This is a genomic window from Williamsia muralis, assembly GCF_002735905.1.
GTDB classification, from domain to species: Bacteria; Actinomycetota; Actinomycetes; order Mycobacteriales; family Mycobacteriaceae; genus Williamsia; species Williamsia muralis_A.
In genome coordinates this window covers 862964-888039 of record NZ_PEBD01000008.1, presented here as the reverse complement: position 1 = coordinate 888039, position 25076 = coordinate 862964, and the positions used below count along the sequence as shown (strand labels likewise).

Sequence of the window (25076 nt, the reverse complement as noted above, 5' to 3'; positions counted from 1 at the left end):
CGGTGACGTGGCGTCGCAGAGCGACCGCTACGACGCCTGCGCGGAGCGAGCCGGGCCCAGCTCGTAGGGGTCCAGATCCTCAAGAGCATTCTCCAGCGCCTCACGGTAGGCGGTGAAGCCGCCGGCGTAAGAAACAACCTGCCGCTTCTTGCCCTTCACGTTTGCGCTCATCCACCAGCTGTCAGCCGTCGGGTACAGGGTGCCCTCGATGGCTTCGTCGCAGGCTCGCGACCATGCCGCCTGGGCCTCCTTGGTCGGTTCGATCCACTGTGCGTCTCGCGACTCGGCCGCCCTGATGAGGTCGGCGATGAACCGGTTCTGGGCATTTGCCAGCAATGGTGGCGAGAAGAATGCACTGGGGCTCTGCATACCGTTGACGAAGAACATGTTCGGGAAACCGTGAGTGGTGATGCCGAGATGCGACTCGACTCCGTGAGCCCACTCGTTCTTCAAGTGCAGGCCGTCCCGGCCCCTGATGTCGATACGCAGCAGGCCACCAGATCCCGCGTCGAAACCGGTCGCAGCAACGATGACGTCGAGCTCGTGCTCTGCGCCACTGGCGAGCTTGATCCCGCGCTCTGTGATCTCGGCGATGGGATCTGAGTTGACGTCGACCAGCGACACGTTGTCGCGATTGAAGGCTTCGTAGTAGCCGTCCTCGCCGCAAGGTCGTCGGAGCAGCGGGCCGTGATTCTTCGGGATCAGCAGCTCAGCCACCTCCGGATCCCGCACCACGTTTCGGATCTGCCGCTCACAGAACTCGCGAAGCAGGTCGTTGGCTTCCTTGGTGACCGCCAAGTCGGTGTAACTGGCGGCGACGTTGAGACCGCCCGTCCGCCAGCGCTCAGAGAATTCGTGTTCGCGCTCTTCCGCGGTGACCTCGAGGGCCGACTTCGTGGGCGCGTTGCGCAACTTGAAGTCCACCAACACCACGCCGTAGCCGGGCTGCTCGTGCTCTTCCTGGCGAATCTTTGCGTAATTCTCTTTGACGAACCGCTCGTAATCTTCAGGCATCGTCATGTCGATGATCGGGAAAGCCCAGTTCGCGGTGCGCTGGAACACGCTCAGATGCTCGACCTCCTCAGCCAACTTCGGAACCAGCTGTACGGCAGTCGCGGCCGACCCGATCACCCCGACCTTTTTACCCTCGACCGAAGCGTCGGTTTTCCACTGACCGGTGTGCAGTAGCTCGCCCTCGAACTTGTCGAAGCCGGGCACATCCGGCCAGTGAGGAGCCGACAAGAAGCCGGTCGCCATCACGCAGTATTTAGCGTGGTACAGGTCCCCACCCGAGGTCTCGACCTCCCAAATCGCCCTCTCCTGGTCGAACTCGGTCCGAGCGACGTAAGAATCGAAGATCATGTCGTCGCGTAGCTCGAGCTTGTCCGTCACCCAGTTGAGGTACTGTTCGACCTCCGCTTGCGCGGCATAGCGCCGAGACCATTTCCATTCCTGCTGGATTTCATCAGAGAATCCGTAGGAGTACTCCAGGCTCTCGATGTCTACGCGTGCGCCCGGGTATCGGTTCCAGTACCAGGTCCCGCCGACACCCGAACCGGCCTCGAGCAACTTGACGGAGAATCCCGCCGAACGGTAGACGTGCAGGGCGTTTATTCCGCCGAATCCGGCTCCGACCACCAGAATGTCGAGCAGATCTTCAGGCGTATCGGCATTTTTCCCGGCCTCGAATGTACTCATTGTTCCCTTTCGCTGTTCGCATCTTGAACTTGTTGCGCCACCAGGAAGACAGGTAGCTCTATTGATCTCGGGTGGGGGCGCTCTCGACAACCTGACCAGGCGCGTCCACTTCGGGGCGGTGCGTGCGGCTCGACGGTCAGCACGCCGTCCGGCACTCGGAGCTCAGTCCGGCTTCGCGCCGCCGGCGCGGGAGACCCGAGCGTTGCGAATCGCGCGCGGCCGACGGGGCGCCCTGATCGAACGGACAGCCGCAACAGTTGGGCGGGGCAGGTTTGACGACACTGCGCGCGTCCCTGCAGACGGTTCGACTGCCGAGCCCGGGGCCACGTAAACCTCACTGGGCACCTCTTCCGATCGGATTCTGACGCCCGGGCGCATCGCACTCAGCGCAACCAAGAAGCCTTCTTGATGATCTGTGACTACGGTAACAGTCATCGGTCCGATCTGACAATAGTCAGACATTTACGCAATGGATAGGCTGCTGAACGCGCACTTCATAACGGGTCCCTACCGGCCGCGGCACCTCGACCGGCGGTGTCAAAGACAGCTGCGGGCGCGCTGTACGCCTCGGCGCCGAAACAGCCCGCTCTTCGAAGGACGCCTGTTGCGTAAGCCGCCGCGGTCTGAACACAGTTCGAGGCGCGGAATGCGCACGGCTCGACAAACCAACACATTGATCCAGCCACGTGTGACGAAAAGGGTTCTCGCGCAGTCAGTACGCCCTATGACACTGCAAGAAGATCGCTCAATGCAACAACTTCTGCGGCAATACGGACATCAGCGGCGTCGACCATCTTTCCTTCGACGGCAACTGCGCCCGATCCAGCCCGCTGGGCGTCCCGGTAGGTCTCGCAGATCAGCCTCGCCCGCTCTGCTTCGCGTTGCGTCGGAGTGAAGGCGGTGTTGGCGGCATCGATCTGAGATGGGTGAATCACCCATTTTCCAGCGAATCCGGATGCACGAGAAAGTCGAGCCTCTTCCGCGAAACCGTCCAGATCCCGGAAGTCGGCGTACGGGCCGTCGATCGGGATGGCGCCGGCCGCTCTTGCCCCGACCACAATCGACTGCCGCGCGAACGTCGCATGGGCTTTCTCGGCATCAGATGCGCCAGGAGTGGGCAAGATGGCCCTCAGCGAGGCTGCATAGTCGCCGGGGCCGAACGTCACGGTTTCCAGCCTGGCTGATGCGTTTGCGATGTGCGACAGGTTGACCATCGCGGCCGCTTCTTCGATCAATACCTCGAGTCCGATGGCGTGCCGGGTTTCGAGCTCGACGTGATCAAGCACTGCCGAGACGAACTCGACGTCGGCGCCACTTCTGACTTTGGGAACCACCACAACGTCGAGTTTCGCGCCGGCAGACCGAGCAACCGTCAGCAGATCATCCAGAACCCAGGGCGTACCGACCGAATTGACGCGCACGCCAAGCACTTTGCGTCCCCAGTCGAGATCACCGATCGCATCACAGGCGGCTGCGCGTGCCGATGATTTTTCCCCGACAGCAACCGAGTCCTCCAAATCGAGAATCACGTAGTCGGCGGCCGACGACGCGGCCTTCGCGATCATCCGATCGTTCGATGCCGGAGTGGTGAGCACACTTCGACGCAGCCGCACTGGAGGCGTGAGCATCAGACGACGATCTCCCCCGCGCGCAACTTCTCGATGGCTTCGGGATCGAGACCGATCTCGGCCAGGATCGAGTCTGTGTGCTCCCCGAGCAGCGGTGGCCCGAGCTCGTTCACGCTGTCGAGCGTCGAGAAGCTCGGGGCGAAGTCGAAAACCTTGACAGGGCCTACGGCGCTGTCGATTTCCTTGACCAGCTTGCGGTGCTTCAGGCGGGGATGTTCCAGCGCTTCGTCGAACTCGTTGTAGGCACCCGACGGTATCCCGAACTCGTGGAAACGCTCCAACCAGTAGCTCTGCGGCTGCGAAGCCATGGCGTCAACGACGATCTTCTGCAGCTCGTCTTTGTTCTGCAGACGAAGACCATTGCTCGAGTAGTCGGGGTGATCGATCAGCTCAGGCAGGCTCATGGCCTCGCAGAAGCGACGCCATTGGTCATGACTGCCTGCACCCGCAGCGATGACAACACCCTTGCCGTCGCCCGCCTGGTACACCCCATAGGGGAACATCGTGTGGTGGTTGAGGCCGACCCGTCCCGGATTTCTGCCCTGATACCAAGCCATATATGGGAAGTACCCGGTCCAGGTCATGACTGCATCGAAGAGAGCGAGGTCGATCGTCTGGCCCTCGCCGGTCCGTTCACGGTGATACAGACATTCCAGAATCGAGATCGTCGCGTACATGGAACCGGAGATATCTGCGACGGAGACGCTGAGCTTCGCAGGTTCCGCCTCGGTTCCATTGGTGCTGATCAGACCTGATTCAGCTTGAATGATCAGATCGAGTGCAGCCCGGTCCGCCGATGGGCCCGTTTGCCCGAATCCGCTGATGTGACAGATGATCAGGTCATCCTTGACCGCCCGGAGCCGCTCGTCGTCCAGACCCCAGCTGGCGAGGGTACCCGGCACGAAGTTCTCGATCACGACGTCCGCGTCGGCGAGTAACCGCAACAGTATGTCCGCACCCTCTTCTGACCGGAGGTTGAGGGCGATACTCTCCTTGCCCGGGTTCACCCACACATGGCCCGAGCACATGCCGTTGACGTAGTCGTCCCAATGTCGAATGAGGTCGCCGCCTTGAGGGCGTTCGACCTTGATCACCCGCGCGCCCATCTGAGAGAGCAGTCTGGTACTCATCGGCCCCGAGACGCCCTGCGTCAAGTCGACGACTTTGATTCCGTGCAATGCAGAGCTCATGTCAGTGGCTTCCTTCGGTGGTACGCACGGGACGTCGCTTGATCGAGACTGTGCGAACGCCTTCGACGACCGGGATGTCGTCTCCCTTGCGGCCTTCAAATCGGTACGTGAGTAGGCCGGCGTCTTCGCGCTTGCTGTCGGGTGCAAGCTCGAGAATCTCGCTTCGGGCGTGCAAAGTGTCGCCCTCGAACACCGGGTTGTGCAGGCGAACCCCGGTCAGCCCGACATCGGCGATGGCGTTCTCGGACAGATCCTCGGAGGTGAGTCCGATGACAACCGCAATCGTGACCGCGCCCATGACCAGACGCTCCTCGAACCGGCCGTCCATCAGCCCGTGGGCATAGGGGAGGTTGAAGTGCGCCTCAGCGGTGTTGAGCGTTGTATGGGTGATCCATAGATTGTCGACATTGTCGATGGTTCGACCGCGAGCGTGATCGAACACCGTCCCGACAACGAAGTCTTCGAAGAAGTTCTCGCTGCCGGTGACAAAGGACAGATCCCACGCTTTCGAAGGTACCCCGCTCATCGTTCACCCAAGATCCGGCGGGCGATGATCTCGCGTTGAATATCGCTGGTGCCCTCGCCAATTGGCAGCAAACCGGCGTCGCGCCAGTAGCGGTTCACCTTGGAATCGATGGCATAACCGTTGCCACCATGGAGATAAAGTGCGTCCCACGCGACCTTGTGCGCCATCTCGGCCGCGAACAGCTTGACGGCGCCGGCTTCCAGGTCGGCACGTTTGCCAGTGTCGAAAGCTTCTGCGGCAGAGAACGTCATCGAGCGCGCCGCTTGAATCTGCGTGTACATGTCCGCAAGCCGGAAACGAACCGCCTGAAAGTTCGAGATCGGCTTGCCGAACTGCACACGTTGCTGCGTGTAGGCCAAAGCTTCTTCGTATGCGGCCTGGGCCAGGCCGATACAGCGAGACGCGAACGTGATACGCGCAGTTTCGTATCCGCTCATCAGCTGCCGGAAGCCTTGTCCCTCAACGCCTCCGACGAGAGCGCTCTCCGGCACCTCGAGGTCATCGAGTGCAAGCGAGTATGACTTCATTCCGTGGTAACCCGCGGTGGGGATGTGCGTACCGGTCAGGTTCGGTGGAAGAAACTCACCAGCCGGCTTTTCGACCATGAACAGGCTGATTCCGCCGTGCTTGTGCTCATTGCTGGTGCGGGCGTAGACGAACAGCAGGTCCGCGCGATTGGCGAACGTGGTCCATTGCTTCGTTCCGTTGAGTACGTAGCCGTTCGAGGTGCGCTTGGCCGTCGTCTTGATGTTGGCCGCGTCCGAACCTGCCTCGGGTTCGGTGCCCGAGCTGGACGTCATGATGTCGCCCGTGGCCATGCCGGCGAGGTATTTGTTGCGCTGCTCGTCGGTGCCGTAGAGGTGGAGAATGTGTCCGAGGGTGGAGTTGCGGTGGATGACGCTACCCACCGACAGGCTTGCCTTCGCAAGCTCCTCGGTCACGACACAAAGAGCGGCCGTATCCAGGCCAAGACCGCCGTGCTCCTCGGGCAGTGTGACTCCGAACAACCCCAGTGCGCCCATCTTGGCAAGGACCTCGTCGGGAATTTGCTTGTCCTCGAGGTCGAGCGTCTGGGCGATCGGCTCGATCTCGCGTTTTGCGAACTGCCGGGTACTTTCCTGAATGGCCAGGTGGTCGTCTGTCAGGTACGTCACGTCGTCTTTTCCTTCATTCGCGCGAGATTGGTGCGTTGGAAGCTCAGCACTTGCTGCTGGTCTTGGTTGAAGCCCGAGGTTCGCCAGCTCACGATTCCCCAGCCGGGCTTGGACGAGGAGGTGCGGCAGCTCAATGTCTCGGACCGGGCGTATACGGTTTCGCCGTCGTAAACGGGGCGGTCGAACACCAGATCATCGATTCCGAGGAAGGGGCCTCCCGCTTCCGAGAGGTCCTCTACCGAGAGCCCGAGAATCGTCGTGAAAACGAGCATCGGGTTGATCACTGCACCGTCGTAACCCTGGGCCGCGGCGTAGTGGTCATTGAAGTAGATCGGGCAGAAGTTCATCGTCATCGTGCTGTACGTCTTGCTCTCAGAGCCCGAAAGCGTTCGGCCCCAATGGTGGTCGAAGGTCTGACCAACGCGGAAGTCTTCGTACAGCAGTCCGCGTTCACGCCGGATCGTCTGGCCGCTCATTTGGCACCACGCTGCCCGGTCGTCTCACAAAAGGCATCGACCAATTGCGACGCGCTGAGATTTTCGACCTCCAGTACCGTCTTCGACACTTCCTCAGCCGCAGCCTCGTCCCAGCGACGGGTCACGTTGCTGCGGAACTTGGCGACGACCTCGGATTCGTTGAGCGGCTGCTCGTGAGTCCCACGACTCGATGCGTGACGCTTCTGCAGCACCGAGCCGTCCTTGAAGGTGATGATGACCTCACCCGGGAAATGCGCCGGGTAGTCGCTCTGCTCATCGATTGGGCAGGTGACGAGCGCGGCGATCCGGCGCACTGCCGGGTCGTCAAGCGGTTGATCGTAGAACGATGCCAGGTCAACCCGGCCCTGCTGAAGAGCCAGCGCGATGGCGAACTGGATGCTGAACAGGGCGTCATAGATCGTCTCCGGCGCGATGCGGCGATCGACCGGGGCCGCCACTGCTGGAATGAGCCGCTCGCTGGTAGGCGCAGAGATCGATTCGATGTCGTCGAGGGTGCGGCCAGAGTCGAGCAACTGCTCGCGCAACTCGAGGGCGGCATCTATGAAGGCGTGGGTGAAATGGCAGCAGGGATAAGGCTTGAGCGCCAGTTCGGCAGTCATCCAGTGGCTACCGAGGTCGTCCAGATGAAGGGCGGTGCGATCGGGCACCCGGCCGAGGTGACTCATGAAGAGTCCGTTGTCGCCCTCGAACACCGAAGCCGGCCCGACAAATCCCTCCTCGGCCAGCGTGCTTGCAACGATGCCGCTGTGAGCAGCCCATCCTGGGTGCAGACGCTTCAGCCACGAGTGATGCAGCTCGAGGATCCCGGCAGCTTGGCTGCCGGCCAGACCCATGGCTCGAACCATCGTCTCGGGTGACACATTACGGACGCTGCCGGTGGCGCACACTGCGGCAAAGGTGCCGAGGATGCCGGTGGGATGAAAACCACGATCGTGGAACTCGCCTTGTCCTGCGATGGCGAGACGCGTACCGACCTCGACGCCGATGATGTAGGCCAGAAGCAGATCTGTGCCGCTGGCATCCTCCGCTTCAGCCACGGACAGGGCCGAGGCGAGCGCGGGAGCGCTTGCGTGGTGGATCGCTTCGATGTGGGTGTCATCGAAGTCAAGACCGTGAATCAAAGTCCCGTTGACCAATGCGGCCGACGCTGCTGGGAGCGGGGTGCCCCAGCCGATCACTCGGCTGTCCTGGCCGCTCCCGAGGCGCGTGCCGGCGCGATGTACCGATTCGCCGAAATCCATTGTGGTCGAGGCAACTGCGATGCCAAGGCAGTCCGCCAAATGCAGCACCGCCCTATCCCGGACGGCGCGTGGGACGTCTTCGATCGTCAGCTCCGAGGCGAAGCCAGCAAGCTCGGATGCGATCATAGAGTAACCTCCAATTGACAGACAATTACATTGACTGACTGTTACTGTACATGCAACCGTGGAGCTGGCAAGAGAAATTTGCGCAAGCCAGCAGAACGAGACCAGACAAGAACTGCCAGGCATGCTTGTCAGTAGTTTGGGCCTCACCGAAGGAGACGTGATGACGTTGAACAGCGACTTCGACCTACAGGATCAGGACGTCAGCGCGTTCCGGATTCGGCTGAGGACGTGGATCGGCGAGAACATCGCTCATCTCACGCCTGCGAGCAGTACTGAAGACAGCCGTCGAGAAACCAATCAGCAGATGTATGACGCCGGGCTGCTCGGACTCACCTGGCCGAAAGAACTCGGAGGCCGGGGGCTCAGTTCCGCTCACCAGACCGTGTGGAACGACGAGATGCGCGACTACCAGTGGTCTCTGCCGTACTCGGCGGTGACCGTAGGTATCTGCGCACCTACGGTGCGCGACTTCGGGACACCAGAACAACAGACCCGACACATCCCCCGAATGTTGCGAGGCGACGAGCGCTGGACCCAGCTGCTGTCCGAGCCGGGAGCAGGATCGGACCTGGCAAGCGTGTCGACCACCGCAACGCTCGACGGCGACGCTTACGTCATCACCGGTCAAAAGGTGTGGACGTCGCTTGCGGTCGAGTCGGATCTCGCGCTGGCGCTGGTGCGGACCTCGCGCGAAGAGCGCAGACACAACGGACTCAGCATGGTTGTGGTCGACCTGAAGGCGCCAGGAGTGGAGATCCGCCCATTGCGGGAGATCACCGGCGAGACCAACTTCAACGAGGTCTTCCTCGATGGGGTCCGAGTATCGCCAGACTCCATTCTCGGCGAGGTGGGCGGGGGCTGGGCCGTGCTGATCGCGATGCTGACGCACGAACGGTTGGCGTTGGGAGCCGGGACGACCGGCTCGAGGATGGATGCTGACGTATTCGACTCACTCGTCAAGCTCAGCCAGGAACGCGGCATCATCGATGAGCCCCACGTTTCAGGCGCTCTGCTCGACCTCTACATCGAGCAGCGAATTCTCGACCTCAACGGAATACGGATTCGCCGCGCCATCGAGACGTCGAACCCGAAGGGGCCTCTGGGATCATTCGTCAAGGTCGGGACCGGATCCGCAGCTGAGGCGGCCGCACGGGTCAGCGCACTTGTCGCAGGCAAGGCCACCATGGCCTGGTCTGCGGAAGACGCTGCGGCCCAAGAGGCGGCGCACCTCATGCTCAGCTTCCCCATGGCTTCGATCGCCGGCGGAACCACAGAAATTCAGAAGAACGCGATCGCCGAGCGGCTACTGGGGCTACCTCGAGGAAGCTGACAGGCCACCCTACGACCGCTCGGATGCTTTGAGAGGACTCCACCTTGTACATACCAATTCCCATGAACGATGAACACGCGGCGATGGACGACACCATTCGCCAACTCCTCACGCGTTCCGTCGCTCTCGAAGACGTTCGCGGGGCCCTGGAACTCGGCGCGGACGGACTGGCCAACACCACGGCCTGGAAACAGGCATCGGCAATCGGCCTGCCCGGCATAACGATCCCGGAGGAATACGGCGGCATGGGCGGAACGCCGCTCGACATGTTTGTCGGGTTCCGAGCATGGGGCAAAGTGGTCCACCCATCGCCGTTGTTCTCGTCGATTGCGCTGGCGGCACCGGCCCTCGCGCGGGCGGGCTCGGTGGCTGCCAAGAAGGAGCATCTTCCGGGTATCGCTTCGGGTGAGGTCCTCGCGACCCTCGCTGCTTCCGAGGAATCCGCCGGCTGGGATCTAGACCGCATCGCAACAACTGCAACACAGACCGACAGCGGTACCTACCTGTTGACAGGCCGCAAGCTCCACGTCCTCGACCTCACCGGCGCCGACCTGGTTCTCGTGGTGGCAAGGGCTGATTTCGGGATCGGCCTCTTCGCCGTGGACCGAGACGATGCCGGCTTCACCGATGAACCACTCACCAGCTTCGATCTCACCCGCTCAATCAGCCACCTGGAAATGAATCGCGTTCCGGCGAGCCTGGTTTCGGATGAGAACGACTCCGCACCGCAGTTGATGGCAGCACTCCGCGACGCCGAGCTGTGCCTGGTTGCCGACTGCATCGGCGGAGCGGAGGCGGCACTCGACATGGCGATTTCGTACGCCAAGGTTCGCGAGCAATTCGGCCGGCCCATCGGCGGATTCCAGTCCATCAAGCACAAACTGGCCGACTTGGCAGTGACTGTTGAAGGAATGATCTCGTCTGGGTGGACCGCCGCGGAGGAAGCCGAAGCCGGTCGCGAGTCTGCATACAACGACCTCCTTCTCGCCAAGATCTATTGCACGGACGCCTACTACAAGGTCGCGCGCGCCAACATCCACGTTCACGGTGGGATCGGGTTCACCTGGGAACACCCCGCACACCTGTATTTCCGCCGCGCCGTCGCGAACACCATGCTGTTGGGTGATCAGGACGTCGACCGATCGAACCTCTTCGCTCGCCTCGTGACCGCGCACGCCGGGGAGGGCGCATGAGCATCAATTCGGAGCCATCCGCGGAAGACGCTGTTCGGCGACTCATCGCCCTATACGCGTTCAAGCTCGACGACCGCGACTACACAGCGCTGGCCACGATGCTGCACGAAGACTGCATCATGGCCGTGGGAACTTTTCGTCTGACCGGACGTGACGAGATGATCTCCTCGGTGGCGGGTATGCAGACGCAGGAACCAGGCCGCCACCTTCTAGGTCCGACTGTCGTGCAGCTCGACGACGAAAGCCACGCATCTGCCTGGACGGACATGGTCGGGATCGTTCCCGGACCGGACAACACCCAGATCATCGCCGGGACGTGGCGATATCACGACCGCCTCGTTCTGACCGAGGACGGCTGGCTCTTCACCCATCGTTTCCTGCATTCGCCTGCCGAACCGCTGATGTCGGGAGCGCCTTCAGTTCCGACGCGGTGATGACTTCTGGCCAACTGCAGCATGAGCACACGTCAGGAATGTCTCGCGGACTGACGTTGCTGTTCGCCGTCGCCGGAGGCGCTGCGGTTGGAAACCTCTACTGGGCTGGACCGCTGCTCAGCGATATCGGCGAGTCTCTCGACGTATCTGATGGACAGGCCGGACTTCTGGTGACGGTCACCCAGATCGGTTACGCCGTGGGCATCTTCCTGGTGGTACCACTCGGCGACACCGTCAACCGTCGACGCCTCATTCCGTCGATCATGTTCTGCTCGGCTGTTGCGTTGGTGGCATGCGCTGCCGCCCCCAGCTTTGCGGTGCTTCTCGTCGCACTGGCCGCGCTCGGGCTCACCACGGTGTCGGCACAGCTTCTGACGCCTTTGGCCGGCGACCTCGCTCGGGATGAGCAACGTGGGCGCGTTCTCGGAACTGTCGTGTCCGGCCTCATCATAGGAATCTTGCTGTCTCGCACAATCAGTGGTTTTGTCGCCGACGCCTTCGGTTGGCGCGCAATCTACATGGCGGCAGCTGTATTGATGACACTGTTGGCGGTCATCCTCATCGTTGTACTCCCGACAACTCCGGAGCGGCCCGCAATCGGTTATCGCAGATTACTTCTTTCGGTTTTCGGCGCTGTGCGACAACACAAGTCGGTCCGTGTCACGATGATTCTCGGAATGGCCGCCTTCGCGGTCTTCACGATGTTCTGGACCGGCCTCACTTTTCTCCTTAGTTCTCCTCCGTTCTCGTACTCCGTCAACCAGATCGGACTGGTCGGTTTGGTTGGACTGGCAGGAGCTCTGGCCGCTCGTCGTGCCGGCGCACTCTACGACCGCGGCCTGTCGGTACCCGCCACCGGCATCGCCCTAACGCTCACCCTCGTGGCGCTCGCGGTCGCCGGCATAGGCGCGCAGTCCATTTTCGTGATCATCGGCTCCGTCCTCCTGCTCGACGTGGCGGTTCAGATGGTCAACATCCTCAATCAGACCCGCATCTTGTCGATCGACCCTCAGGCGCGTAGTCGGCTCAACACTGCTTTCGTCACGGTCAACTTCGTCGGAGGCGCATTCGGATCCGCACTGGCCGGCATTCTGTGGCAAATCGGCGGGTGGTCGGCCCTCGTCTGGGGCGCAGCGGCGATCATCGCGGCGGCGTCAGCCGTGTGGCTTGCCTACCGTGGCCTGCTCGGAGGTGAGATCGAGTCGAGTCGGTCAGATCGATGACGAATCGTAAGGGCACTGGCCGGCCACTCAGCGCGCTACCGCGCTGAGCGGCCTTGGACCAGGCTTCTCACCACCCGAAGGTCGCCGTGAGCGTCCCGCCCATGAGCGCGGCCTTCTCGTCCTTTGACAGGGGCAGGTGGTCTCTGAATGCCGCGACAGAGTCGGCGTAGGACACCAGCTTGACCGCACGCGTCCAGTCCGTCCCCCACATGCAGCGCTCGATTCCGAACGCGTCGAAGTAGCGAGTCAGAGGCGACCACAGGTCGGTGAACGGGAACGGCTCGTGCGACAGAGTAGGTGCAGCCGAAATCTTGACGGAGACGTTGTCATGCCGGGCCAGGGACAGCACGCTGTCGATTGCCGCGAAGGGGTCGGACGGCACGGGGGGCTCGAAAGGTTGAGCCAAGCCCAGGTGGTCCAAGACGAACCGTGTTCCGGGGTACAACGATGCGAGGCGATCGAGGTGCTGCAACTGACCCGGGCAGTAAACACAGATCGGAAAGTCGAACCTCTGCGCCGCTGTGATGACGGCCTTGACTTCGGCCGACGCAGCGTCGAATCCTTCGATCACGCCCGGCATCAGCCGAATCCCGACCGAGCCGGGAATTTCGCCCCAACTGTCGATGTCTTCCACTGCACCGGCCACGTAAGGATTGATCGGGGCAATGATCCGGAACCGTTCGGGGTACCGACGATAGACTTCGGCGGTGTAGCTCGAGTCGTTGTGGTAGAACGCCCATGACGACACGGCCAGCGCACGGTCTACGCCCGCCTCGTCCATCGCGGCGAGCATTTCCTCACCGGTCATCGAGTCAGGTCCCACCAGCCGGCCTTTCCATGGGCGACCCGGATGATCAGGCTCGTATACGTGTATCTGAGCATCGATGATGGACAGTGTCCCAGCCGCACTCGACTCTTCTGAAGGACTCATCTTCTCCGTATCCTCTTCTCTCTCATGGCATCACAGCCTGTTCACGACACCCGGTTGTCAGCGCCGTTCGATCGAATTGGCTCCCTAGCGGCCGAACCAGACAGGAGCTCGCTTCTCGGCGAAGGCCGACGCACCTTCTTTCGCGTCGCGGGACTCGTAGACCGGCCCCACCAACCGATCTTGTTCCGACCATTCGTCGGCCGGCGACCACTCGGCGGCCGACCGCGCGATCTGCTTGGTCGCCACGACCGCGAGTGGACCATTCGCGGCGATGGCCGAAGCCAGCTCGAGCGCCACCGAGAGTGCCTCACCCTGACCGGTCACCCGATTCACCAAGCCCAACTCCGCTGCTCGAGGCGCGGAGATCGTATCGCCGGTCAGCAGCATTTCGAGCGCTATGGCCGTCGGAATGCGTTGTGGCAGCTTCATTGCGGCTCCCCCACCGGCCACAGTGGCCAACTTGACCTCAGGCACTCCGAACGCAGAGGTTTCCGAAGCCACAACCAAGTCGCAGGCCAACATCAACTCGAAGCCGCCCGCTACCGCCCACCCCTCCACTGCAGCGATCAGGGGCTTGCGCGGGGGAGACTGCGTCAGCCCACCGAAACCCTTACCCTCGACCCACGGCAGATCGTCGGCCAGCAGTGCTTTGAGATCCATTCCGCTACAGAATGTTCCGCCCGCGCCCGTCAAGACGCCCACTCGGAGCTCCACATCGGAGTCGAGTTCATGTACAGCGGCCGCAATCCTCTGCGCAACGTCCCCATTGACGGCATTGCGGACTGCCGGTCGGTTGATGGTGATCACCAGGATGCGGTCCTGGACGGTGACCGTAACCGTCGGCTCACCTTCATCGGCAATCGGCTTCACGGGACGATCACCGCCCGCCCGAGCAGCTCTCCGACGGCCAGCTTGCGGTAAGCGTCCACAGCATCCTCAAGGGCGAACTCCTCGACGTGAACCTCGACCAAGCCCGCGCGCGCCAAGTCCAGTACTTCGGCGAGTTCGCTGCGGGACCCCCAGTAGGGTGCACGTACCGAAACACCGAGCGGAGTATGGCCGAATCCCGTAGTGACTGAACCGCCGCCAATCCCCACGATCTGAATGCACCCGTCGACGGAGACCACGTCTGTGGCGAGATCCAGGGTGGATTGCGCGCCGGCAAAGTCGAAGACCACCTGTGCACCGGCAACTCCGGTCAACGTGCGGATCTCATCTGCTGTTCGATCGCCTGCGATGAGCGCGTGGTGCGCCCCCACGTCCAGAGCCATGTCGAGCCTGTCTTTGTCGAGATCGACGGCGACAACGGTGGCTCCAGTGATGGCGCGAATGATCTGAACAGCTACATGTCCGAGGCCCCCGACTCCGATCACCACAGCATGGGCCCCGGGAAACAGCTTGCCCTGGGACGACCGGATCGCATGATAGGGCGTCAGTCCAGCGTCCGTCAGTGACACAGCCTTGATGGGGTCCAACCCGGCGAGGGGCACGAGAAACCGCTTGTCGTGCACGATCATGTAGTCGGCCAGCGCACCTGGTTCACCGAGACCCGGCGGCTTGATTCCGAGTTCTGCGGCGTGAGGGCAATAGTTCTCCTCGCCCCGCGAGCACACTCGACAACTCCCGCATCCGCGCGGGCCGTACACGGCAAACGATTCTCCGACCTCGATGCCCGACACACCCGGACCGAGCTTGTCCACTGTGCCCGCGCCCTCGTGGCCGAGTGTGAGCGGCAGCCCGTATTCATACACATCTGCGGGTCGACTCATCAGCCCCAGATCCGAATGACAGAGCCCGGCTGCTGTCACCCGCAGGCGAATCTGACCTGGGCCCGGCTCCGGCTTGTCGATCTCGACGACCTCGGGGCCCTTTCCGATGTGGCGGTACTGGACAGCTCGCATGAGATCCTCCTGATCCGACTCAGACGGGTCCGAATTGTTCGGCGACGCGGGGCACGGCGGGCCTAGGTGGCCTCAACTGAAAGTGAGCGTACGCCTCGCAGGCAGATTGCGATACAATTGTCTGATATTTTTAAAGCCTGTACAAAGTCCGCGGGCGCCGGCCGTCGATAATGTCGCACGCCAACGAAAGGTACGAACTTGAGCCTGCTCTTCAGCCCCATCACCTTGCGTGAGGTCACCGCACGAAACCGGGTCTGGGTGGCGCCGATGTGTCAGTACTCCGCCATCGATGGCTTGCCGAACGACTGGCACTTGGTTCACTTGGGTTCCTTCGCCCGCGGCGGAGCCGGCTTGGTGTTCACCGAAGCGACCGCTGTGTCGCCCGAGGGGCGAATCACACCGGAAGACACCGGGATCTGGAACAGCGAGCAGCAGAGCCAATGGTCTCGGATCGTTGACTTCGTACACGGACAGGGCGCGTTGGCCGGGCTTCAGTTGGCGCACGCCGGCGGCAAGGCCTCGACGTTCTCGGGGTTCACAGGCGAGCGTGGACCGGTTGCGGACTCCGATGGTGGATGGCAACCGGTTGCACCGTCGATCGACTCGTTTCCAGGGGTTCGCGACGACGCACTCCCGCTCGACAGCCGCGGAATTGCACGAATTGTGGCCGCATTCGGCGATGCAGCCGAACGCGGGATCGCGGCCGGCTTCGATGTGCTCGAAGTGCATGCGGCCCATGGGTACCTACTTCAGGCTTTCCTGTCCCCCATCTCGAACCTTCGCGATGACGAATACGGCGGATCCTTCGACAACCGGGTCCGGTTCCTGCTCGAAGTGGTCGGAGAGATCCGCGGACGAATACCCGCGGGCGTTCCGTTGGTCGTCCGGGTTTCGGCCACCGACTGGGCCGAAGGGGGCTGGACTGGTGACGACACTGTGCGGTTGAGTGGGCTACTTCGTGACGCCGGCGTCGACCTGATCGACAACTCGTCGGGCGGAACTGCGTTGGCCAAAATCCCGGTCGGCCCCGGCTACCAGGTTCCGTTCGCTCGACGCGTCCGCCAGGAAGCTTCAATCCCCTCGGGCGCAGTCGGATTGATCACCGAAGCCAAACAAGCTGAGGACATCCTCGCCGACGGGTCAGCTGACGTGATTCTTGTTGGGCGCCAGATGCTGCGCGACCCCCACTGGCCGTTGCGCGCGGCAGGCGAGCTCGGAGAATCATCGACCGAGCTCTGGCCCGTCCAATACCGACGCGCGGCTGGCTGAAAAGAGCTCTGCGACAGGACGATCAGACATCGTGAGGGTTGTCGATTTCCACCCACGGCTGGGCGGGCTCGTCGATCTGAAGCATGGCGATCCCCAGTCGGGCGCAAAGGCACCCGAAGGCACCTTTGCGCCGCGCTCACCAGTGTCGAACGGGATTCTGCGGGTTCGGCATACCGGAGTAGTACCCGTCAGCCACAAATCCGTGCACGATCGCCAGTCTCTCAGCAATTTTCCAACCGTCGGCCACCTTCACGACGCGGTCCTCGTAAACGCCCCAGTGGTCCAGGCCGTGGTCGGTGACCGCTAGGAAATACACGCATGTGTGCGCGGTGGTGGGATCAACTCGGCGGATCTCGCGACTGGTGATGTGGTGCTGCACGTATTTCGGTCCACCAGGCGGCGTTTCCATCTCGGCCACGCGCTCCCACCCCTTGTTGATTGCCTCACGGCCTTCCGCACGTCCGAAGGGCGTGTGCAAGATTCCCTCCGGTAGGAACAGGTTGAGCACACCATCGGCAGCCTTCCGATCGATTGTGATGGGAAAGCCGCCGAAAAGCCGGTCCATTCCCACCACGAACATGTCGAACAACTGTCCGATCTCAACAAGGTCTACGGCTTCAGACTGCTCCACGAATCCTCCTATATATCAGACAATTGATTATCCAGACAGTACACTAAAGCTCGGTACCGACTCTGGAAAATAACGCGATCCACCAGCGAGTGCCTGACTCTTACGAAAGGACACTTCTCCATGCCTTCCGACCGCCCAATGCCCATTACGCCAATGCCCGCAGGTGACTTCACGCCCGCCATGCAGGCTGCCACCGGACCCACGGCATCTGCGACGTCTCTCGCGATGACCGGGCTGATCGGCAAAGCAGGCCCTGTGACCGACACGTTCTTTCCGTTTTACGCCGCTCTGACCAAAGAAGAGAACGTTCTCGGCTTCAAGCTCACCGAACTGGTTCGGCTCGCGGTGGCCACCACAACCGGCTGCGAGGCGTGCTTGGCATTCCGAAACCCCAAAGCGATTGAGCAGGGTATGGATGCGGATGCCCCCGACCTCTTCGACGAGCTGGATACGGCAGACTTCACAGAACGCGAAAGAGCCGCAATCCGTTACACACTCGCTTTCTGCACCAATCACCACCTCGTGGATGACACGATGTGGGAGGAGCTCAAGTCGGTCTTCGACGACCAAGAAATCATGACCCTCTGCTTGTACGTCTCGACCTTCCTGGGTACCAGTCGGTTGTCGCACGTGGTACGGCTTGTCGACGCGCACTGCACCCTTCCCGGTTACCGGCTGTCGGCAGTCACCGACGCGAAAGCCGCACAGACTGCCAATTGAAGATGGGCAAGGCTGTTGGCCCTCGCCCACAACGCTTTCGGTACACCGGCAGTCGAACGAACAGCCCCAGGAACTCTTTCGATTCCTGGGGCTGTTCGGTTTCGCGCATTCGGTCAGGTCAAGCTTGCGGCTCCGGAACTCGACTGCTCAAGAAGGAGTCCTCGATCTCATCGATCCGAGCGCGGGCGTCAGACGCAGACAGATCCATCTCGATCCGACCGCGACGCATGACGTAGACCCTGTCTGCGTATATCAGGGCCTTCCGGGCGTGTTGCTCGATGAGGAGAACTCCGCACCCGCGCGTTTGCGCTGCTTCACGAACTGCCTTGAGCAGCCGTTCGACAATCAGCGGAGCAAGACCGAGCGACATCTCGTCGACCAGGAGCAGCCTCGGTTCTCGGCATAGCGCCCTTGCGAGGCTCAACATCTGTTGCTCGCCTCCAGACAGCAGCCCACCTCGAACGTGCAACCGCTTCTCGAGTTCCGGAAAGAGCGCGAGCGCGTCTTCTGTCGCTACCCCACCCGCCTTCAGATTGTCTGTGACAGAGAGGGTTTTGAAAATCGATCGCTCTTCGGTCACATAGCAGAGGCCTCGACGTGCCCGGTTGTGGAGCGGGGCTGTCTCAAGCTTCCCGTCGAAGTAGACCTCGCCAGTGTGCAGTGGGAGGACACCGCTCAACGCGAGCAGCGTCGTTGTCTTTCCGGCACCGTTGGCGCCGAGCAGTGTCACGACTTCACCGGCGTCGACATGCAGGTTGATGTCGTGAATGACCGGCTGCGAACCGTATCCCGTGGTCAAGCCCTGGACGTCCAGAACCACACTCATCAGAAGCCGTCCTTTGCCGTAGAAGTTCCGGCCAGGGTCACGGCCGGCGGTGTGCTCACTGTTGGATCCTCGATCAACTCGTCAGTCGTCTCGCCCAGATACGCTGCGATGACTGCGGGATTGTTTCGGACTTGCGCCGGGTTGCCTTCGGCGATCTTCTTACCGAAATCAAGAACAACGATGTCGTCGCACACGCTCATCACGAAGTTCATGTCGTGCTCGACGAGGAGGATCGCCATTCCCCAGTCCGCGGCGAGGCGCCGGACCAAACTCGCCAGTTCGGCCGTCTCCGCATCGCCGAGGCCTGCGGCAGGTTCGTCGAGTAGGAGAATGCTCGGTGTGGTCGCGACTGCACGTGCAATCGCGAGCAGTCGCCTCTTCCCGTAAGGCAGGTCCTCCACCTTGGTCTGCAGGTCCGCCTCGAGGCCGAACTCGTTGATAGCTGCGACCACCTCACCCGGCAATTTGGGTTGAGTGGGCAGGACGAGGTCGCGGAAATAGGAGAAAAGGTCGCGAGGATCGGACGCAACTCGAAGGTTGTCGATCACCGTCGAATCCTCGAACAACTCCAGCGATTGGAAGGATCGGCTCAAACCTTGACGCGAACGTTTGATCACGTTCCACCTGTTGATCGGTTGCGCATCCAATTCTATGGTGCCTTTCGACACCTTCGTGAACCCTGTGACCGCGTCGATCAGAGTCGTCTTTCCGGCACCATTGGGTCCGATCAGACCGACGATCTTGCCGGGGGTGACCGACAACGAAACGTCGTCGACGGCGACTGTGACGCCGTATGTCACGGTGAGGCCTGAGACCTTCAACTCCCGCGGGTTGACTTTGCCACGGATCTCGGCAGGCAGCGATACCGGCTTTTCCGGCTTGATGGCAATCGCGCTGATCGACTTTCCCAGCTTGCTTCGCACCCACCGGATCTGGTTTCCCGTTTCTCTTGCGATTCCATGCTGATTCATGAGGACAAGCACGATCAACAACACACCCGTGATGAGTGGGACGTATTCCGCGATCCCCGAAAAGACACGATCGCCCACCACTGTTCCCAAGCCACCCGGGGCCAACGTTGCACCGAATATCGGACCCATGATGAAACCGATACCGCCGATCATGGCCCATGCCACGGCAGAGATGGACTCGAAACTCGTCCACGTCGCGTAGCTGATCGAGGTGTTGCGGAAAGCCAACAGGATGCCGCCGGCCGCCGCCAACGCGGCCGCCAGTCCGAAGGCGTACAGCTTCGCTCCCTGAACGCTGATGCCCAGGGCCGCCGCTGCGCGCTCGTTGGTACGGACTGCGATCAAGCGTCGGCCACTCCGTCCCCGTCGCACATTGGCCACGGCCAGACATCCGACGATGAGAACGGCAAGAGTGACGTAGCCATAACGTTCCGGGTGACTGATCGCCCCGATGTCGAATCCGAAGAGATGCGGGCTTTCAATCTGGGTGCCTCTGTAGTCGCCGGTATAGCTGGAGTTGAGGAAGAGCATCAGCTCCAGTGTGCTTCCCAAGCCGAGCGTCACGACTGCGAAGTTGATACCTCGCGTTCTGACGGCGGGCAACACGAACGCGAGACCGAGCGGGACTGTGCCCAGGACCCCCGCAAGAGCGCCGGCCCAGAAGGGCCAACCCTGATCTGCCACAAGGCGTCCCGCGATCCACGCACCGAATCCGGCGAGCGCGAACTGCGCCAACGAGAGTTGTCCGGTGTAACCGGTGACAACCACCAGGGACAGGAGGATCAAGGCGGTGGCCATGGTGATGGTGAAACCGTCCTGCCAGGCAACGGGAGTGAAACCGACGGCGAGCACTCCGACCACCACCGCGAGCGCAACGTATACGAGCTTGACGCGCCCATCCCCGATCGCGGGAAGCCGTTGTAGGAAGTAATCGCGAAGCGGCAGGGTTTGTCCGCGCGCCACCATGAACACGACGATCAGGATGAAGGGAACTGACGAGCCAAGACCGGGCTGCTGCACGTATCGCGTCAATTCGACTTCGGCTACGCCGATGACGAGCGAAGCCACCAAGGCGATGGGGAATGACCTGAAAGAGGCGATCAGGGCGGCCGCAAGTGCAGCCAGCACCATGTTCGTCAATACCGATACCTGCAGGGTCACGATCGGGACAATCAGAATCGCCGCTACTCCGGCAAGGGCCGAGCCCAAGGCCCAGTTGGCGGTGGCGATCACATCCGGCGACCAACCGAGTGTGGCGGCCGACCGCTGATTTTCGGCGACAGCGGCGGTACCCACGCCGAACTTGGTGAACTTGTACAAAGCCCATAGCGCGACCGCAAGGACTACGGCGATCACCAGCAGGTAGATGCGATCGGTGGAGACCTTCACGCCGCCGATGCTGACGGAGTCAACCGGGAGTGTGCTTGGTACGAAGCGTATGTCAGTGGTGAAGACAAGGACGACCAAGGACTGCAGGGTGATCAAGATACCGAGTGTCGCCACTACCCGCGCAAGCGGAGACGCTTGCCGCAGTGGCCTCATCACCAACAGGTGGGTGGCCGCGCCGATGACAGCCGAAGCCGCTACGCCCGCAACCAAGCCGACTACGAAAGGGTGACCGTGGTCGACGCTTATCGACCAGTAGATGTACGCGCCCACCATACCGATGGCGCCATGGGCGAAGTTGAGCACGCCCGATCCGCGATAGATCAGTACGAGCCCTTGCGCCGCTAGGGAGTACAGGGCACCGAGGCCAAGTCCCAGGAAGGCGAATGTGATGAATTCTTGCATTGTGAAGCACCCCTAGCGGTGTCAAGAGTAGTGACGTGTTGAAGTGTGAGAGTCAGGGAACTGCCAGGACTTTCGAGGCGTCGACCTGGGAGACGTTGCTGGGGTTCGTCGTGCGGGCGAAGCCGCAACCGATCAGAGCGATCAAGCACAGCGTCGCTTGCACCGTCACCGCGTATGCCCAATTTCCAGGTGTGCCATCGATGAGGCCGATCGCAACCGACGGGATGAACCCGAACATCAGACCAGCGATCTGCATTCCGACCGCGAGGCCACCATATCGAACGCGTACGTCGAACTGTCCCGCGAAGAACGCCATGGTGCTGCCGTTGCCAACGCTGTAGACGAGGGCGTACACCAAGATCGCCGCCATGTAGATGACGATCATGTTCTGTGTGTTGAACGACCACAGATAGAGCGCGAACGCCGGGATGCTGAACACCGCTCCGTAGACGAATACCGGCTTGCATCCCACGCGGTCCGATAGCCACCCCCCTAGCGGGACGGTCAGGAGCGACACGGCCGTCACGATGACGAGCATCCACAGAATCGACGAACTCGGCAGACCCACAACCTTGGTGGCATACGCCAATCCGAAAACGGTGACCATCGTGTGGGTGCCTTGAAACAGAGCCATCGCCGCGACAGTCAGCAGTGCACCCTTGTGGTCTCGAAAGAGCACTCGGAGCGGCGACACCTGTTTGACCGGTTCGTGTGCTTTTGCTTCCAAGAACTCTGCCGGCTCGTCAAGCCCGCGTCGGATCACGAAGCCGAGCACGATCAACAGTCCGCTGAACAAGAACGGTATCCGCCATCCCCAGGACATCAACTGGTCGTCGGGGAGCATTGCCACGGGGACAAAAACCAGGTTGGCCAGGATGAAGCCGGTGAGGTTTCCCGACTGAATCCAGCTGGCATTGAATGCTTTTCTGGAGGAGTCGGAACTCTCGACCACCAGACTGACGGCGCCTGCCGTTTCACCGGCCGCCGAGACGCCCTGTATCAAACGCATCACAACGAGCAAGATCGGAGCGGCGACACCAATCTGCTCATACGAGGGAAGCGCACCGATGATCAGCGTCGCGCTGCCCATCATCACCAAGGTCAGAACCAGAACTCTCTTGCGAGAGAACTTGTCACCGAAGTGTCCCCAGAGTAGAGCTCCGAAGAAGCGTGCGACATAAGCCACCCCGAAGGATGCGAGCGAGACCAGCAGGGCGAGATCGCCGGCCGCTTCAAAAAAGACTGTTCCGAAGACCAGGGCCGCGGCCGAGGCATAGATGAAGTAGTCGTAGTACTCCAGAACGCTGCCGAAGTATGCGGCAAGCGCTGCTCGTCGGCCCTGCTGGTCCGGTTGATGCGACGATGATTCGCTCACTGATCGAGCGTTACGAGATTCATATCGTTTCGTCGTCATGTGAGTCCTTTGCTCTCAGATTCATCGTTGCGACACGCTTTGGAAGTTGGAGCGCTACACAGTTTCTCGGCCCCAGGGATGCATGGGTACATGACGAACCCGTTGGGCCGCTGCCACGCCCAAGCCCCGGGTAGGGGCTTGGGCGTGTGCGGACTAATCTCCCGCGGGCGGGGTGCTGGACGCGGGGATCGGCGTTCCGGCCATCGAAGCGGTCATGTCATAGAAGGCGCCATCAGCAAACGGCGTGATCTTGCCGTCCTTGATCACCGAGTAGGTGATCGACCGATTGACTTGATTCTTGAATGCGCCGCCCAGTCCGTCGTAGGACTGTGCGAAGTCGATGCCCGGGGCGACACCCGGAAAAGTCGACACGTGCTTCTGTGCCGCGGCGAGGAACGTGTCGTGGTTGAGAGGCCCCTGAATACCTTCGACGACGGAGGTGAACTCAGCGTATGCCGCCCAGGCTCCAAGTGCCCCAATGCTGTTGAAGGCGAGGTCGGAACTGGGCTTGTACTGCTTGATCGCCTCACGCAAGTCTGCGTATGCCGGACTCGACAGATCCTGGTACATGCCCGTGACGACAGCGCCGTCGGTCTGCTCAGGGAACTGCTTGGCAACGTTCTCGTTCAAGAGTCCCTGCAACCCGTAGATCCGCTGGTCTCCCCCCTGCGATGCGAACGCGCTGAGGAAGGGGGCGAGGCTCGCCTCTGGAATCGGGGAGATGAGGCAGTCGCTGCCCTTGAGTGCCTGCGTCACCTGCGCGGAATAGTCCTGCGCCTTGAGCGGGATGCGAATCACATCTTTGAGAGGAGCAGCACCCATCGATTTGAGCCCGCTCTTCGCGAGGCTTACCTGAAGGTCGGTCGTCGCACCGGCGTCCGAACCGATCCACACTGTGTTCTTGCAACCGTCCGCGGCTGCTTTGACTGCCATCCCGCTCTGCATGGCGAGGCCGGCCCCGAGCTGCTGCACGACAGGGCTGTCCAGTTCGGAAGCAACGATCGCACAACAGATCCCGAACTCCGACGTGTTCGCCTGTTCCAAGACAGGTACGACCGACTCGCCGTTCAGTGTGTATGACCCGACCGTTGCCACAACACCCTCGTCCACTGCCTTGCGCGCACAGGCAGCAGCCTTGTTGGCGTCGTCGGCCTCGTCGCAGGTGATGACCTCGAGCGGACGGCCACCGATGCCACCGTGCTCGTTGATCCAATCGCCATACATTTCGGCGGTCTTGAGGATTTCCGGGTGGGGATCGAGCTGGCCGGTCCCCGACGCGATGGTCATCACCTTGATCGGCTCGCCGGTCAGGTTACTGGTAGCGGAGGCTTGGCCCCCGCCAGACGACTCCGAATCTGAATCGGAGCCACAACCCGCCAGCGTCATCGACGCTGCGACAACCATGGTCACGCCAATCGTGAGCCGGCGACGCCGACCGCTCCGATTCCGCTGTGTTTTGCCAAACATGCTGATGATTCCTCGTCTCTCTGACCTCGTGTGCCGAGATCAACACCTCACGTGCCGGACGCATGTGAGGTGCGTCTCATCTGTACGAGGGACAGTAGCGGCAAACGTCTGTTCTCGCAATAGTCCGACATTTACGAACGGTCGCTGTCGAGCTAGGGATGCTACGAAACGATCCTGTTCAGGGCGGCTACTCGGTGACCTCGCTCTTCTACGCGGTGCCGTGACAGTTCCGCCCGACGCAGCGCCACCCCCACTTGGCAGATGTCGAGATCGGACAGGCGTATGGCGCACCCACGGAATAAAATCTGACTATTGAAAAATCAGATTCGACTGTTATCGTGGTCACACTCACACCTACGTGGTCGAATCACATCGACAGCGAGGGAGATACGCGACGGTCCTCGAACGAGCGAAAACCTGCGCCTCGCGCCTCCCAATACCTCGCGGACATCACGAGTTACTCCACCATCGGAAGGATTTCGCCCATGTTGACCGAACAGCTCACTGCCCGGCGGGAGCAGATCGTCCGCGATTACTTCGACTCCAATGACACGCAGGACTGGGACGTCATCAGGTCGTTCTTCGCGGATGAAATGGAGTTCCGGGTCGGCAACGCCGAGCCGATACGTTCGCTCGACATCCTGCAGGAGAACGTACAGACAAACCTCAAGTCGTCCGAGGTAACACTGATGTTGCACCTGATCGAGTCGTTCATCCACGACCCGCAGGGCCGGTACTGCGTATCGGAGATCGAGGTTCAACTCGCACGAGCCGATGGACGGACGTTCACGGGACCATGCATTGCAGTGTTCCGGTTCGATGCCGACGATCGAATCGAGAGCTACCACGCGTACCTCGACCCCGGTGACTTCTGGCTTTAGACACCTCGTCGATCAACAACCAGCAGAGGAGGAT

At 61.5% G+C, this 25076-nt stretch carries 22 protein-coding genes; 7 read left to right on the top strand and 15 right to left on the bottom strand.

Annotated features, from left to right (window positions below):
• Window positions 1–27: 27 nt before the first annotated feature.
• The 7 genes from CSW57_RS13225 to CSW57_RS13195 form a co-directional block, all read right to left on the bottom strand.
• On the bottom strand, window positions 28–1698 hold the full coding sequence (locus CSW57_RS13225) for a flavin-containing monooxygenase (RefSeq protein WP_099383150.1): 1671 nt from the start codon (window positions 1696–1698) through the stop codon (window positions 28–30).
• Between the two features lie 722 nt (window positions 1699–2420).
• Complete coding sequence (locus CSW57_RS13220) at window positions 2421–3326, bottom strand: HpcH/HpaI aldolase/citrate lyase family protein (protein WP_099383149.1); 906 nt, start codon at window positions 3324–3326, stop codon at window positions 2421–2423.
• On the bottom strand, window positions 3326–4516 hold the full coding sequence (locus CSW57_RS13215; RefSeq protein ID WP_099383148.1) for a CaiB/BaiF CoA transferase family protein: 1191 nt from the start codon (window positions 4514–4516) through the stop codon (window positions 3326–3328). Before CSW57_RS13215 ends, CSW57_RS13220 begins: the two co-directional genes overlap by 1 nt.
• A gap of 1 nt (window position 4517) precedes the next feature.
• Window positions 4518–5042: a MaoC family dehydratase gene (locus CSW57_RS13210; protein WP_099383147.1), complete on the bottom strand. Its 525-nt coding sequence runs from the start codon at window positions 5040–5042 to the stop codon at window positions 4518–4520.
• Window positions 5039–6196: an acyl-CoA dehydrogenase family protein gene (locus CSW57_RS13205; RefSeq protein ID WP_099383146.1), complete on the bottom strand. Its 1158-nt coding sequence runs from the start codon at window positions 6194–6196 to the stop codon at window positions 5039–5041. The genes CSW57_RS13210 and CSW57_RS13205 overlap by 4 nt, the downstream gene beginning before the upstream one ends.
• Window positions 6193–6672, bottom strand: a complete 480-nt coding sequence (locus CSW57_RS13200) for a MaoC family dehydratase (RefSeq protein ID WP_099383145.1) — start codon at window positions 6670–6672, stop codon at window positions 6193–6195. Before CSW57_RS13200 ends, CSW57_RS13205 begins: the two co-directional genes overlap by 4 nt.
• Window positions 6669–8183, bottom strand: coding sequence for an MmgE/PrpD family protein (locus CSW57_RS13195; protein ID WP_099383144.1), 1515 nt, complete (start codon window positions 8181–8183; stop codon window positions 6669–6671). The genes CSW57_RS13200 and CSW57_RS13195 overlap by 4 nt, the downstream gene beginning before the upstream one ends.
• 37 nt (window positions 8184–8220) lie before the next feature.
• Between CSW57_RS13195 and CSW57_RS13190 the strand changes: the two genes are divergently transcribed.
• From CSW57_RS13190 to CSW57_RS13175, 4 genes are all read left to right on the top strand, one after another.
• On the top strand, window positions 8221–9390 hold the full coding sequence (locus CSW57_RS13190; protein ID WP_189339243.1) for an acyl-CoA dehydrogenase family protein: 1170 nt from the start codon (window positions 8221–8223) through the stop codon (window positions 9388–9390).
• 62 nt (window positions 9391–9452) lie between these two features.
• Complete coding sequence (locus CSW57_RS13185; protein ID WP_099383142.1) at window positions 9453–10583, top strand: acyl-CoA dehydrogenase family protein; 1131 nt, start codon at window positions 9453–9455, stop codon at window positions 10581–10583.
• On the top strand, window positions 10580–11017 hold the full coding sequence (locus CSW57_RS13180; protein ID WP_099383141.1) for a nuclear transport factor 2 family protein: 438 nt from the start codon (window positions 10580–10582) through the stop codon (window positions 11015–11017). The genes CSW57_RS13185 and CSW57_RS13180 overlap by 4 nt, the downstream gene beginning before the upstream one ends.
• Before the next feature lie 38 nt (window positions 11018–11055).
• On the top strand, window positions 11056–12240 hold the full coding sequence (locus CSW57_RS13175; protein ID WP_223249231.1) for an MFS transporter: 1185 nt from the start codon (window positions 11056–11058) through the stop codon (window positions 12238–12240).
• Window positions 12241–12307: 67 nt separating this feature from the next.
• Here the strand turns inward: CSW57_RS13175 and CSW57_RS13170 are convergent, their stop codons facing one another.
• The 3 genes from CSW57_RS13170 to CSW57_RS13160 form a co-directional block, all read right to left on the bottom strand.
• Window positions 12308–13171, bottom strand: a complete 864-nt coding sequence (locus tag CSW57_RS13170) for an amidohydrolase family protein (protein WP_099383139.1) — start codon at window positions 13169–13171, stop codon at window positions 12308–12310.
• Between the two features lie 84 nt (window positions 13172–13255).
• Window positions 13256–14032 (bottom strand): crotonase/enoyl-CoA hydratase family protein, encoded by a 777-nt coding sequence (locus CSW57_RS13165; RefSeq protein ID WP_099383384.1) that lies wholly within the window; start codon window positions 14030–14032, stop codon window positions 13256–13258.
• Window positions 14033–14037: 5 nt separating this feature from the next.
• Entirely contained in the window at window positions 14038–15072 is a 1035-nt protein-coding gene (locus CSW57_RS13160) for an NAD(P)-dependent alcohol dehydrogenase (protein ID WP_099383138.1), read from the bottom strand.
• A 198-nt stretch (window positions 15073–15270) separates the two neighbouring features.
• Here CSW57_RS13160 and CSW57_RS13155 point away from each other — a divergent pair, with 198 nt between their 5' ends.
• A complete protein-coding gene (locus tag CSW57_RS13155; RefSeq protein WP_099383137.1) occupies window positions 15271–16341 on the top strand; it encodes an NADH:flavin oxidoreductase/NADH oxidase in 1071 nt (356 codons plus the stop codon).
• Window positions 16342–16477: 136 nt separating this feature from the next.
• Here the strand turns inward: CSW57_RS13155 and CSW57_RS13150 are convergent, their stop codons facing one another.
• A complete protein-coding gene (locus CSW57_RS13150; protein ID WP_099383136.1) occupies window positions 16478–16972 on the bottom strand; it encodes a nuclear transport factor 2 family protein in 495 nt (164 codons plus the stop codon).
• Window positions 16973–17125: 153 nt separating this feature from the next.
• Between CSW57_RS13150 and CSW57_RS13145 the strand changes: the two genes are divergently transcribed.
• Window positions 17126–17692 carry a carboxymuconolactone decarboxylase family protein gene (locus CSW57_RS13145; RefSeq protein WP_189339242.1) on the top strand — a complete coding sequence of 189 codons (567 nt, stop codon included), beginning with the start codon at window positions 17126–17128 and terminating at the stop codon, window positions 17690–17692.
• A 118-nt stretch (window positions 17693–17810) separates the two neighbouring features.
• Here the strand turns inward: CSW57_RS13145 and CSW57_RS13140 are convergent, their stop codons facing one another.
• The 4 genes from CSW57_RS13140 to CSW57_RS13125 form a co-directional block, all read right to left on the bottom strand.
• Window positions 17811–18518 carry an ABC transporter ATP-binding protein gene (locus CSW57_RS13140; RefSeq protein ID WP_099383134.1) on the bottom strand — a complete coding sequence of 236 codons (708 nt, stop codon included), beginning with the start codon at window positions 18516–18518 and terminating at the stop codon, window positions 17811–17813.
• A complete protein-coding gene (locus CSW57_RS13135) occupies window positions 18518–21280 on the bottom strand; it encodes an ABC transporter permease subunit (protein ID WP_099383133.1) in 2763 nt (920 codons plus the stop codon). The genes CSW57_RS13140 and CSW57_RS13135 overlap by 1 nt, the downstream gene beginning before the upstream one ends.
• A gap of 52 nt (window positions 21281–21332) precedes the next feature.
• The gene (locus tag CSW57_RS13130; RefSeq protein ID WP_223249230.1) at window positions 21333–22655 is read right to left on the bottom strand and encodes an MFS transporter; all 1323 of its coding nucleotides are present in this window, start codon (window positions 22653–22655) and stop codon (window positions 21333–21335) included.
• A gap of 192 nt (window positions 22656–22847) precedes the next feature.
• Window positions 22848–23981 (bottom strand): ABC transporter substrate-binding protein, encoded by a 1134-nt coding sequence (locus CSW57_RS13125; protein ID WP_189339241.1) that lies wholly within the window; start codon window positions 23979–23981, stop codon window positions 22848–22850.
• A gap of 665 nt (window positions 23982–24646) precedes the next feature.
• Here CSW57_RS13125 and CSW57_RS13120 point away from each other — a divergent pair.
• Window positions 24647–25042: a nuclear transport factor 2 family protein gene (locus tag CSW57_RS13120; RefSeq protein WP_099383130.1), complete on the top strand. Its 396-nt coding sequence runs from the start codon at window positions 24647–24649 to the stop codon at window positions 25040–25042.
• Window positions 25043–25076: the final 34 nt, after the last annotated feature.

Bases quoted from the DNA above. Each gene is read 5' to 3' on its own strand.
- CSW57_RS13225 (WP_099383150.1), bottom strand. From the start codon at position 1,698: ATGAGTACATTCGAGGCCGGGAAAAATGCCGATACGCCTGAAGATCTG.
- CSW57_RS13220 (WP_099383149.1), bottom strand. From the start codon at position 3,326: ATGCTCACGCCTCCAGTGCGGCTGCGTCGAAGTGTGCTCACCACTCCG.
- CSW57_RS13215 (WP_099383148.1), bottom strand. From the start codon at position 4,516: ATGAGCTCTGCATTGCACGGAATCAAAGTCGTCGACTTGACGCAGGGC.
- CSW57_RS13210 (WP_099383147.1), bottom strand. From the start codon at position 5,042: ATGAGCGGGGTACCTTCGAAAGCGTGGGATCTGTCCTTTGTCACCGGC.
- CSW57_RS13200 (WP_099383145.1), bottom strand. From the start codon at position 6,672: ATGAGCGGCCAGACGATCCGGCGTGAACGCGGACTGCTGTACGAAGAC.
- CSW57_RS13195 (WP_099383144.1), bottom strand. From the start codon at position 8,183: ATGCCTGGCAGTTCTTGTCTGGTCTCGTTCTGCTGGCTTGCGCAAATT.
- CSW57_RS13190 (WP_189339243.1), top strand. From the start codon at position 8,221: ATGACGTTGAACAGCGACTTCGACCTACAGGATCAGGACGTCAGCGCG.
- CSW57_RS13185 (WP_099383142.1), top strand. From the start codon at position 9,453: ATGAACGATGAACACGCGGCGATGGACGACACCATTCGCCAACTCCTC.
- CSW57_RS13180 (WP_099383141.1), top strand. From the start codon at position 10,580: ATGAGCATCAATTCGGAGCCATCCGCGGAAGACGCTGTTCGGCGACTC.
- CSW57_RS13175 (WP_223249231.1), top strand. From the start codon at position 11,056: ATGTCTCGCGGACTGACGTTGCTGTTCGCCGTCGCCGGAGGCGCTGCG.
- CSW57_RS13170 (WP_099383139.1), bottom strand. From the start codon at position 13,171: ATGAGTCCTTCAGAAGAGTCGAGTGCGGCTGGGACACTGTCCATCATC.
- CSW57_RS13160 (WP_099383138.1), bottom strand. From the start codon at position 15,072: ATGCGAGCTGTCCAGTACCGCCACATCGGAAAGGGCCCCGAGGTCGTC.
- CSW57_RS13145 (WP_189339242.1), top strand. From the start codon at position 17,126: ATGCCCGCAGGTGACTTCACGCCCGCCATGCAGGCTGCCACCGGACCC.
- CSW57_RS13140 (WP_099383134.1), bottom strand. From the start codon at position 18,518: ATGAGTGTGGTTCTGGACGTCCAGGGCTTGACCACGGGATACGGTTCG.
- CSW57_RS13135 (WP_099383133.1), bottom strand. From the start codon at position 21,280: ATGCAAGAATTCATCACATTCGCCTTCCTGGGACTTGGCCTCGGTGCC.
- CSW57_RS13125 (WP_189339241.1), bottom strand. From the start codon at position 23,981: ATGACCATCGCGTCGGGGACCGGCCAGCTCGATCCCCACCCGGAAATC.
- CSW57_RS13120 (WP_099383130.1), top strand. From the start codon at position 24,647: ATGTTGACCGAACAGCTCACTGCCCGGCGGGAGCAGATCGTCCGCGAT.